Genomic DNA, 10,995 nt, shown 5'->3' with positions numbered 1-10,995 from the left:
CGAGGGTCTATCCGGTGGACAAGCGAGCTCCTGGCACCCGGGCGAGCACGTCATTGATCGGGGTGGCATAGAGCAGCGGGGTCTCCCCATAGATCGAGGTCTCCTCGATGGCATCGGAGCAGGATGTGAAATCACCCACGTCCGAGGCGCTGGAGATGCCCACCGCGCGGGTGCCGCTGATGATCGCGCCCCCGGAGTCGCCCTGCAGGGCGCAGATGCTCGAGGTGAACGCGTTGCCCAGCGTGCGGGGGCCGATCTCGAGGGTCAGGTTGGTCGCGGTGACGACGCCGCAGCTGAACCCGGTGGTAACGCCGGACTTGCACACGGGCATGCCGACCACGGGGTCCGCGGTGCCGGTGATGCGCAGGTCGCCGCCGCCGCGGATCCCGGGCGAGGAGAAGGCCTCCTGGTGCGCCTCGTCGATCGTGATGACCGCGAAGTCGACCTTGTCCATGTTGGTCTCGGTGAAGGTGCCGAAGACCTGGCCGGCGAGGGGGCCCTGCAGGAAGCGGGTGGGGGTGCCCGTGGTACCGGGGCCGTCGGGGTTGCAATGGCCCGCGGTGAGGTTGATCGCCTTGCCGTCCTCGTTGATGCCGTTGAAGCCGAGCGAGCAGCGCAGCGAGGTCGATTCCCCGGCGATGAACGCGTCGCCGCCCATGACCTCGAGCTGTGGCGGGACGGTGGTGCTGGCGGGAGGGAGGTCGCTCTCGGTGGTTCCCTGCTCGCCGGGCGTGCTATTGCTTCCGCCGTCCGTGAGCGGCTCCTCGTCGATGGTCTCCTCGCCCGGGACGACCTCATTGGCGGGGGTCAGCACGACGCCGGCGCGGTCGAGCAGGTCGGGCAGGTCGATCGCGGCCCCGAGCTCGCTCTCGGCGAGGCCCAGCACGACGGCGTTGCGGGTGAGGTCGATGACGGCGCCGCGGAACATGCCGTCGAGCGGCGCGGGCAGCGCATCGATCCAGCGCTGGAGGTCAGCGAGCTCGGCGCGCAGGGCTGTCTCGGTGCGCGAGACCTCGGTGGCGGCGAAGCCCGCCTCCTCTGCCTTGTCGGCGAGCGACGGTGTTGTCGTCGCGATGGTGGGCACGCCGTCGTCGAGCCATGCCCCACCGAACTCGTCGGGGAACCGGGCGCGGAGATCCTCCGCGAACGCGGCGAGGTCCTGGGCGATCGCGGAGCGCTCGAGGAACTCCTCGGCGGTGATGCCGAGGTCCCGCTCGAGGGCCTCGACGAGCGCCGCGGGCAGGCTTGCGGGAGCGGGGGCAGGTGCTGGCTCGGCATGCGCGCTGGCGAGCGGGGCCATGCCGAGAGCGAGGGCCGCGAGCGCGGCGGTGGCGGCGCGGCGAAGTGGTGAGGTGCGCATCGTTGGCTCTGGTCGCCCTTTCTCGGGTTGGCGCTGCGTGAGAGCAGGCATCGGTTCAACTCTAGGTCCGACCAGGCCTGCTGGACCAGGGCCCGGCGTGTTGCGTCATGAGATTGTGACGGCGCAGTGGCGTGGATCTCACGACGCGTGGGGTGCGGAGGGAACAAAATGCCGCGGGCGCGCCGTTATCATCGGTGTAAGGTTGAGCGATGTAGGCTCAGGTGGCTGGCGTGATCGTCGGATCAAGCGTAGCTTTGAGTCGCATCCACTCATCTTTGATCGGATGTCACGAATATCAACAAGGAGGAACACCATGGCGCGAGCGGTCGGAATCGACCTCGGCACCACCAACTCGGTCGTATCAGTGCTCGAGGGCGGTGACCCTGTTGTCATCGCCAACGCGGAAGGTGCGCGGACCACGCCGTCGGTGGTGGCATTCGCGCGCAACGGAGAAGTCCTTGTCGGCCAGCCCGCGAAGAACCAGGCCGTCACCAACGTTGATCGCACGATCCGCTCGGTCAAGCGCCACATGGGCACCGACTGGAAGAACGACATCGACGGCAAGAACTACACGCCGCAGGAGATCAGCGCGCGCGTCCTGATGAAGCTCAAGCGCGATGCCGAGGCCTACCTCGGCGATGAGGTCACCGACGCCGTGATCACCGTGCCCGCTTACTTCGAGGACGCGCAGCGGCAGGCCACCAAGGAAGCCGGGCAGATCGCGGGCCTCAACGTCCTGCGCATCGTCAACGAGCCCACCGCGGCAGCGCTCGCCTACGGCCTCGACAAGGCCGGCAAGGAACAGACCATCCTCGTCTTCGACCTCGGTGGCGGCACCTTCGACGTGTCCCTGCTCGAGATGGGCGATGGAGTGGTGGAGGTCCTCGCGACCGCTGGCGACAATCACCTCGGTGGCGACGACTGGGACCAGCGCATCGTCGACTGGCTCGTCAACAAGTTCAAGCTGCAGAACGGCATCGACCTGACCAAGGACAAGATGGCCATGCAGCGGCTCCGCGAGGCCGCCGAGAAGGCGAAGATCGAGCTCTCGTCGGGCCAGAGCACCACCATCAACCTGCCGTACATCACGGTGGACGCGGAGAAGAACCCGCTGTTCCTCGACGAGCAGCTCAGCCGCTCCGAGTTCCAGAAGATCACCTCCGATCTCCTCGACCGCACCCGCGCGCCGTTCCAGCAGGTCATCAAGGACGCTGGCGTCGCGATCGGCAAGATCGACCACGTCGTGCTCGTCGGTGGCTCCACCCGCATGCCCGCCGTGTCGGACCTCGTCCGCGAGCTCTCGGGCAAGGACCCCAACAAGGGCGTCAACCCTGATGAGGTCGTGGCTGTCGGTGCCGCGCTGCAGGCGGGCGTGCTCCGCGGCGAGGTCAAGGACGTGCTCCTGCTCGATGTCACCCCGCTCTCGCTGGGCATCGAGACCAAGGGCGGCGTGATGACCAAGCTCATCGAGCGCAACACCACCATCCCGACCAAGAAGTCCGAGACCTTCACCACAGCCGAGGACAACCAGCCCTCGGTGCAGATCCAGGTCTACCAGGGCGAGCGCGAGATCGCGCGGCACAACAAGCTGCTCGGTTCCTTCGACCTCTCCGATATCCCGCCGGCCCCGCGCGGCGTGCCGCAGATCGAGGTCACCTTCGACATCGACGCGAACGGCATCGTCCACGTCACCGCCAAGGACAAGGGCACCGGCAAGGAGAACACCATCAAGATCCAGGGTGGCTCCAGCCTGTCCGACGACGAGATCAACCAGATGATCAAGGACGCCGAGGCGCACGCGGAGGAGGACAAGAAGCGCAAGGAGGAGGCCGAGGTACGCAACCAGGCCGAGTCGCTGGTCTACCAGACCGAGAAGTTCCTCAAGGACAACGCGGAGAAGATCGACGGCGAGGCCAAGGGCAAGGTCGAGACCGCGCTCAAGGGCCTGCAGGATGCTCTTGCTGGTACCGACGCCGAGGCCATCAAGGCCGCGATGGAGACCCTGAGCACCGAGTCGCAGGCCATGGGCCAGGCGATGTATGAGTCCGCTGCCCAGGACGCGCAGGGTGCCGAGGGCGCTGGCGCGCAGCCTGGTGCCGACGATGTCGTCGATGCCGAGGTCGTGGACGAGCCCAACGATAAGGACACCAAGTGAGCGGATCCGACGCACGTGATCAGGAACCGGTAACGATCACCGATAAGCGGAAGATCGATCCCGATACTGGCACGGCCCGGAACGGCGAGGACGGGTCGGCGGCGGAAGCGCCCCTCGAGGGCGACGTCGTCGACCCGGCGCCCGCCGCCAGCGGCGGCGATGCCAGTGCCGAGGATGGAACGGCCGGGGACGAGGCCGAGGGCGCCGATGAGGGCGGCCAGGTCCGCGAGCTCGAGGCCCAGCTTGCCGCGCGGACCGCGGACCTGCAGCGGTTGCAGGCCGAGTTCGCCAACTACCGGCGACGAGTCGAGCGCGACCGGGCCTCGGAGAAGAACGCGGCCAAGGCCACCGTGGTGGGCGAGCTGCTCGGTGTGCTCGATGACCTCGAGCGTGCCCGCGCGCACGGCGATCTCGAATCGGGGCCGCTGAGGTCGGTGGCGGACAAGCTCCAGGCCGTGCTCGAGGGCCAGGGCCTCGCTCCATTCGGCACCGAGGGCGAGCCGTTCGATCCCTCCCTGCACGAGGCCGTGCAGCACGAGGGAAGCGGCAGCGAGCCGGTCGTGGGAACGGTGCTCCGCCAGGGGTACACCTTCGGCGACAAGGTGCTGCGGCACGCCATGGTCGCGGTCGTCGACAGTGATGCTGGCGGCAGCGGCAACGAGGATGCCGCGCCTGGTGGAAGCCAGGACGCGGAGTAGGAATACTGGAGGAAGGAGGGGCGCCCGATGGTTCAGCGTGAATGGCTCGAGAAGGACTTTTACAAGGACCTGGGCGTCTCCTCGGATGCGTCGCAGGAGGAGATCAAGAAGGCGTACCGCAAGCTCGCTCCCATTCTGCACCCTGACGCTAATCCGGGGGACAAGCAAGCTGAGGAGCGGTTCAAGGCGGCCTCCGAGGCGTACAACCTCCTGAAGGACCCTGCCAAGCGCAAGGAGTACGACGAGGCGCGGCGGATGTTCCGGGGCGGCTACCGCCCTGGCGGCTTCGATCCGCGTGGCGGCTACCAGTCCGCCGGGGACGCCGATGCAGGCTTCAGCTTCGGCGACATCTTCGGCGGGGGCGGTGCCGGTGGTGGTGGCGCCGGTGGATTCGGCGACCTGTTCGAGGGACTGTTCAACCGGCAGGGCCATCAGCCTGGAGCCGCGCGGCGCCCACAGCGCGGCCGTCACCTCGAGACCGACACGCGCCTGACGTTCCGCGACGCCGTCCTCGGCACCACGGTGCCGCTGCGCATCACCTCCCCGGCGGCGTGCACCACCTGCCATGGCAGTGGTGCACGCCCCGGCACCGCGCCGCGCACCTGCCCGAGGTGCAACGGCGCGGGCGTGATCAGCAGCAACCAGGGCGCGTTCGGGTTCAGCGAGCCGTGCGAGGACTGCCGCGGCACGGGCTCGATCATCGACAGCCCGTGCGCTGATTGCTCAGGGACCGGTGTGCGGACGCGGAGCCGCACGATCACCGTGCGCATTCCGCCGGGCGTGAGCGACGGGCAGAAGATCCGGATCGCGGGCAAGGGAGAGGCCGGCATGCGGGGCGCCGCGGCGGGCGATCTCTACGTCACCGTCCACGTCGACCCCCATCCCGTGCTTGATCGCTCGGGCCAGGACCTGACTGTGACCGTGCCCGTCTCGTTCAGCGAGCTCGCGCTCGGTACGACTCTCTCGGTGCCCACGCTCGATGGCCGGATCGGCGTCAAGGTTCCCGCTGGCACCGGTGATGGTCGCATCTTCCGTGTTCGTGGGCGCGGGGTGCCTCGCAAGGCTGGCGAACCGGGCGACCTGCTCGTTACCGTGGCGGTGAAGGTCCCGGCTTCGTTGTCCGCCGACGCGGCCGAGGCACTGGAGAAGTATGCGGCGGCCGAGCGTGCCGGTGGATTCGATCCGCGGGCAGGATGGGCGGGTGCGTGATGGCTGATCGGCACGACCCTTCGGTCCCGGGCCCGCCCGACCCCTCCATCGGTGTGTTCGCGATCTCCGTGGCGGCGGAGCTCGCGGGCATGCACGCGCAGACGCTGCGCACCTATGACCGGCTGGGGCTCGTGACCCCGCATCGCGCGAGCGGCGGCGGTCGCCGGTACTCGCAGCGCGACGTGGACCTGCTGCGCGAGGTGCAACGGCTCTCTCAGGAGGAAGGCGTGAATCTTGCCGGGGTCAAGCGGATCATCGAGCTGACGAACCAGGTCGAGGCGCTGCAGGCGCGTATCGCCGAGCTGCTTGATGAGGTGTCGGCGCTGCGTTCCGCGCGCGGCGAGCTCGTGCCCCTGCCGCGGAGCAATGCATTGGTGGTCTGGCAGCGCAGGAGGCCGTAGCGGCAGCGCAATGCCTGCAAGAACGCGTCCGGATCGCGGTGCGCCTACCCATTTTCCGAGATTTTGCATAAACTCACCGACGTATGCCCCTAGAAATAGGGGCAGATGGAGGTGTGTAGTGCAGAATACCCACGTGGCTACCAATAATGACCTCGGCAAGCGAGGCAACAAGCGTGGCGCGACGGCCAAGCTATCGCGCGAGGAGATCGTTCGGGCTGCCCGGCAGCTCATCGAGGCCGAGGGGCCCGACGCTTTATCGATGCGGCGGCTCGCCGGCGTGGTGAAGAGCTCGCCGATGGCGCTCTATCACCATGTCGATGGTCGCGCGGACCTGCTCGCGGCCGTGCTGCAGGAAATCTGCGCCGAGCTGCCCCAGCCCCTGCTGCCCGACGATCCGCAGGAGCGCATGGTCCGGCTCGCCGTGATCATGCAGCAGATCATGCTCGAGCACCCCTGGTCGCTCGAGATCCTGAGCACCAACACCACGATCGGTCCGGATGCCTTGTGGTTCGTCGAGGAGTTCCTGGGCTCGGCGCGCGAGGCCGGGCTGAGCGAGAGGCAGGCCGGGGTGGCTCTGCTCTCGGCCTGGCGGGTCATGATCGGCAACGTCTCGGTGGCGCTCAACCTGCGGGCCATCAGGGCATCCGAGGATGATCCATGGTTCGTCGGCCTCAGCCAGGAATCGGCGGAGCGGGCGCCCCTGTTCACCTCGATCGCGCCCCGCTGGCTCGAGCTCGAGAACGAGTGCGATCCGGACGTGACGCTCGCTCCCATCATCGCGGCCATCGTCTCGGATGCCCGGACGCGGGCCGACGATGCGCCCGTCCGCGCAGCGGTCTGAGCTCCTTCGGGCGCAAGGGGCCGCGCACTGGCCCCCGATGTGATGTGCAGCACATTCCACTCCCTCTAGACCTGAGTGGAACAGACTCAACTCTTCGGTCGTTGTAGTAGCTAGGATCGGTCGTACCTGTCAAGCAAACCGGTACTGCCGCCACCCGCTCCCACTACCACCAGAGTCGAGTCACAGGGGTGTGAACACATGGACGCTTTCTCGCCCACAACCAAGGTCCAGGCAGCCTTGTCCACCGCGATGCAGAACGCATCAGCAGCAGGCAACCCGGACATCCGGCCGCAGCACATCCTCGCGGCCCTCCTCGAGCAGCCCGACGGCATCGCGGTGCCGCTGCTCAAGGCCGTCGGAGCGGATCCGGCCGCCATCGAGCCCGAGCTCGCGCAGCTCCTCGACCGGATCCCCGTGGTCACCGGGCAAGCCGCCACTCCGCAGCTCGCGCGCGAGTCGCTGGCCGCGATCACCACCGCCCAGAAGCACGCCACCGAGCTCGGCGACCAGTACGTCTCTGCCGAGCACATCATGGTCGGCCTCGCCAGCGGGAACAGCGACGTGGCCCGCCTCCTGCACCGGCACGGCGCTACCGACCAGTCCCTGCGCGATGCGTTCACCGCGGTCCGCGGCAGCCCCCGGGTCACCAACCCCGACCCCGAGGCCACCTACCAGGCTCTGGGGAAGTACAGCACCGACCTGACCGCGAGCGCCCGGGAGGGCAAGCTCGATCCGGTGATCGGGCGGGACAACGAGATCCGTCGCGTCATCCAGGTCCTCTCCCGGCGAACCAAGAACAACCCGGTGCTCATCGGCGAGCCTGGTGTGGGCAAGACCGCCATCGTCGAGGGGCTCGCCCAGCGCGTGGTTGCTGGCGACGTGCCCGAGAGCCTGCGGGGCAAGACCGTCATCGCGCTCGACCTCGGCTCGATGGTGGCCGGCGCGAAGTACCGCGGCGAGTTCGAGGAGCGCCTCAAGGCCGTCCTCGATGAGATCAAGCGCTCCGATGGCCAGGTCATCACCTTCATCGACGAGCTGCACACCATCGTCGGCGCGGGCGCGACGGGGGAGTCCGCGATGGACGCGGGCAACATGATCAAGCCCATGCTCGCGCGCGGCGAGCTCCGGCTCGTGGGCGCCACCACCCTTGATGAATACCGCAAGTACGTCGAGAAGGATGCCGCGCTCGAGCGGCGCTTCCAGCAGGTCGTCGTCGGCGAGCCCTCGGTGGAGGACACCGTGGGCATCCTGCGCGGCCTCAAGGAGCGCTACGAGGTGCACCATGGCGTGCGCATCACCGATTCGGCGCTTGTTGCCGCCGCGACCCTCTCCGACCGCTACATCACCGCGCGATTCCTCCCGGACAAGGCGATCGACCTCGTTGACGAGGCAGCATCGCGCCTGCGCATGGAGATCGACTCCCGCCCGGTGGAGATCGACGAGATCGAGCGCATCGTGCGACGGCTCGAGATCGAGGAGATGGCGCTGGCCAAGGAGACCGACGAGGCCAGCAAGGAACGGCTCGGCAAGCTGCGCCAGGAGCTCGCTGACGGCCGCGAGAAGCTCTCCGGGCTGACAGCTCGCTGGCAGCAGGAGAAGAACGCCATCGACTCGGTCCGCGGGATCAAGGAGCAGCTCGAGAACCTGCGCGGCGAGTCCGAGCGCGCGGAGCGCGATGGCGACCTCGGCAAGGCCGCGGAGCTACGCTACGGCCGGATCCCGGAGCTCGAGAAGAAGCTCTCTGCTGCCGAGCAGGCCAGCCACGGCAGCGGCTCCGCGGACTCGGCGCTCATGCTGAAGGAGGAAGTGGGCCCTGACGATGTCGCCGACGTCGTCTCGGCCTGGACCGGCATTCCCGCCGGCCGCATGATGGAGGGCGAGACGGCCAAGCTGCTCCGGATGGAGGACGAGCTCCGCCATCGCGTCGTCGGGCAGGACCAGGCCGTGCAGGCGGTGTCCGATGCCGTGCGCCGCGCCCGGGCGGGCATCGCCGACCCGAACCGGCCCACCGGATCCTTCATGTTCCTCGGCCCTACTGGGGTCGGCAAGACCGAGCTGGCCAAGGCGCTCGCCGAGTTCCTGTTCGATGATGATCGCGCGATGGTGCGCATCGACATGAGCGAGTACTCCGAGAAGCACTCGGTGGCGAGGCTGGTCGGCGCGCCCCCCGGATACGTGGGCTACGAGTCGGGAGGCCAGCTCACCGAGTCGGTGCGCCGCCGCCCGTACACGGTGATCCTGTTCGACGAGATCGAGAAGGCCCACCCGGATGTGTTCGACATCCTCCTGCAGGTCCTCGATGACGGCCGACTGACCGATGGCCAGGGGCGGACCGTTGACTTCCGCAACACCATCCTCATCCTCACCTCCAACCTCGGCGCGGGCGGTGGCGCGGAGCAGATCATGGCTGCGGTCCGGTCGGCGTTCAAGCCGGAGTTCCTCAACCGGCTCGATGACATCGTGGTCTTCCATCCCCTCGGGCGGGAACAGCTCGAGTCGATCGTGCGGATCCAGCTCGACGTGCTGCAGCAACGGTTGCGGCAGCGTCGCCTCGAGCTCGCTGTCTCGGCGGGCGCGCGCGAATGGCTCGCCGCACGTGGCTACGACCCGGCCTACGGGGCCCGGCCGCTGCGCAGGCTGATCCAGCAATCGATCGGCGACCAGCTCGCCAAGCTGGTGCTCGCCGGGGACGTGCGGGATGGCGACACCGTGCCCGTGAACGTGAGCGTGGACGGCGAGGCGCTGGTCCTCGGCTGAGTGCCCGCCCACGACCGGATGGGGCGCTGCGCATGGAGCGCGGTGCCCCATCCGGGGGCCTGGATATCGGATTGGCCGCGAAAGCATCTCGACGTGGGCGTTTGCGCGGTGCTTCTGCCCCCGCGAGCGACTAGCATCTCGGCAATGGCTGTGGTGTGGTTTGTACTTGGAATCGCGGCTCTCGCGGGGGCCGTTGTCTTGCTGCGCATCGACAGTCGTCGGCGCGCCTGGCGGAGGAAGATCCGCAGTATCTGGGGCGCCCGGCGGGGACTGGAGTTCACGCGCAAGGTGCCGCGGATCGCGGCGCAGTGGCAGTACGGCATGATCGGCCGCCACTCCCTGGTCGACGGCGGCAACGTCGTCCGGGGAATGCCGCGCCTCGCTGTCGAGGATGTCGGGGAGCACGTCCTGTTTGATCTCGAGGACTCGGCAACGGTCTTCGCGGTGCGTGCCCAGCATGCGTCGGCCATCGTCTTCGAGGCCGCGCGCACCGACCCGGAGGGGCGCCCAGCGAGCCCCGCGCTCGCCCGCGCCTGCCCGGGCACGTCGGCGGCAGCGACGGTCGGGGAGGGGACGATCTTCTCCGACGATGTGGAGGCCGCGCGACGGACCGCCGACATGCGCCTGGTGGCTTTCCTCGACATCGTGCCGGACTTCGTGGACGTGATCTGGGCCGAGGGCGACTGGGTCCTCGCGAGCATCCCGCAGGGCACGAGCTGGGCGGAATGGGATGACGTGGAAGGGATCCTGCACCAGTTCGCGCGACTGATGCGCGTGCTTCCCCCTGCCCAGCGCGCGCGAGCCTACAGCTAGCAACCCCTTCGCTGCCGCTAGCGCTGCCGGGCACGGACCAACAAGGAAACCGGTCCGTGCCCGTCGGCATTTGCGGCCGCCATGGCGGTAGGCAATAGTGGCATCGAATGCTCGAGGAAAGGATCACTATGGCTGTCGATGCGCGTTCCCGCGAAGCACTTGCCGCGCTCATCCGCGACCACGCCGTGGTCCATGGCAAGGTCACTTTGTCCTCGGGGCGCGAGGCGGACTACTACATCGATCTCCGCAGGGTGACGCTGCATCACGAGGCGGCCCCATTGATCGGCGTGCTGCTGCGCGAGATGACCGCCGACTGGGAATTCGCCGCAGCGGGCGGACTGACCCTCGGTGCCGATCCTGTCGCGGCCGCGATCATGCATTCCCCCGGGCGCCCGATCGATAGCTTCGTGGTGCGGAAAGCCGCCAAGGCGCATGGCATGCAGCGGCAGATCGAGGGCCCCGATGTGGCGGGAAGGCGGGTGCTCGTCGTGGAGGACACCACCACGACCGGCAATAGTCCGCTCGCGGCGGTCGCGGCGCTGCGCGAGGCTGGCGCGGAGGTCGTGGGCGTCGCCACGATCGTTGACCGCGACACGGGCGCGCGGGAGGTCATCGAGGCCCAGGGGCTTTCATACCGCTCGCTCTACTCTCTCGGCGACATCCTGGACACGGGGTGGCAGGCGTCACCCTAGCCGCGAGCCGGGATGCTCCGAATACAGAGCAAGTGTTGTCAGTGAAGCAGCGGACAAGGCTTCCTGGGG

9 protein-coding genes are annotated in these 10,995 nt (G+C 68.3%); 8 read left to right on the top strand and 1 reads right to left on the bottom strand.

Annotated features, from left to right (window positions below; genetic code table 11):
- Window positions 1–7: 7 nt before the first annotated feature.
- Complete coding sequence (locus HT102_RS13280; RefSeq protein ID WP_192039917.1) at window positions 8–1,360, bottom strand: S1 family peptidase; 1,353 nt, start codon at window positions 1,358–1,360, stop codon at window positions 8–10.
- A 313-nt stretch (window positions 1,361–1,673) separates the two neighbouring features.
- Between HT102_RS13280 and dnaK the strand changes: the two genes are divergently transcribed.
- From dnaK to pyrE, 8 genes are all read left to right on the top strand, one after another.
- A complete protein-coding gene (gene dnaK, locus HT102_RS13275) occupies window positions 1,674–3,515 on the top strand; it encodes a molecular chaperone DnaK (RefSeq protein WP_192039916.1) in 1,842 nt (613 codons plus the stop codon).
- Complete coding sequence (grpE, locus tag HT102_RS13270; RefSeq protein WP_192039915.1) at window positions 3,512–4,213, top strand: nucleotide exchange factor GrpE; 702 nt, start codon at window positions 3,512–3,514, stop codon at window positions 4,211–4,213. The genes dnaK and grpE overlap by 4 nt, the downstream gene beginning before the upstream one ends.
- Window positions 4,214–4,240: 27 nt before the next feature.
- Window positions 4,241–5,422, top strand: coding sequence for a molecular chaperone DnaJ (gene dnaJ / locus HT102_RS13265; RefSeq protein WP_192039914.1), 1,182 nt, complete (start codon window positions 4,241–4,243; stop codon window positions 5,420–5,422).
- Window positions 5,422–5,823, top strand: coding sequence for a heat shock protein transcriptional repressor HspR (locus HT102_RS13260; RefSeq protein WP_192039913.1), 402 nt, complete (start codon window positions 5,422–5,424; stop codon window positions 5,821–5,823). The genes dnaJ and HT102_RS13260 overlap by 1 nt, the downstream gene beginning before the upstream one ends.
- A gap of 133 nt (window positions 5,824–5,956) precedes the next feature.
- Window positions 5,957–6,664: a TetR/AcrR family transcriptional regulator gene (locus tag HT102_RS13255; RefSeq protein ID WP_192039912.1), complete on the top strand. Its 708-nt coding sequence runs from the start codon at window positions 5,957–5,959 to the stop codon at window positions 6,662–6,664.
- Between the two features lie 198 nt (window positions 6,665–6,862).
- A complete protein-coding gene (gene clpB / locus HT102_RS13250; protein ID WP_192039911.1) occupies window positions 6,863–9,421 on the top strand; it encodes an ATP-dependent chaperone ClpB in 2,559 nt (852 codons plus the stop codon).
- 144 nt (window positions 9,422–9,565) lie between these two features.
- Window positions 9,566–10,234 (top strand): type III secretion system chaperone family protein, encoded by a 669-nt coding sequence (locus tag HT102_RS13245; RefSeq protein WP_192039910.1) that lies wholly within the window; start codon window positions 9,566–9,568, stop codon window positions 10,232–10,234.
- Window positions 10,235–10,362: 128 nt separating this feature from the next.
- Window positions 10,363–10,926, top strand: coding sequence for an orotate phosphoribosyltransferase (pyrE, locus tag HT102_RS13240; RefSeq protein WP_192039909.1), 564 nt, complete (start codon window positions 10,363–10,365; stop codon window positions 10,924–10,926).
- Window positions 10,927–10,995 lie beyond the last annotated feature (69 nt).

Origin of the sequence: Lolliginicoccus lacisalsi (genome assembly GCF_014841105.1) — a bacterium.
GTDB lineage: Bacteria > Actinomycetota > Actinomycetes > Mycobacteriales > Mycobacteriaceae > Lolliginicoccus > Lolliginicoccus lacisalsi.
The sequence above is the reverse complement of the archived record's forward strand: the minus strand, read 5'-3'. Positions and strand labels throughout refer to the sequence as shown.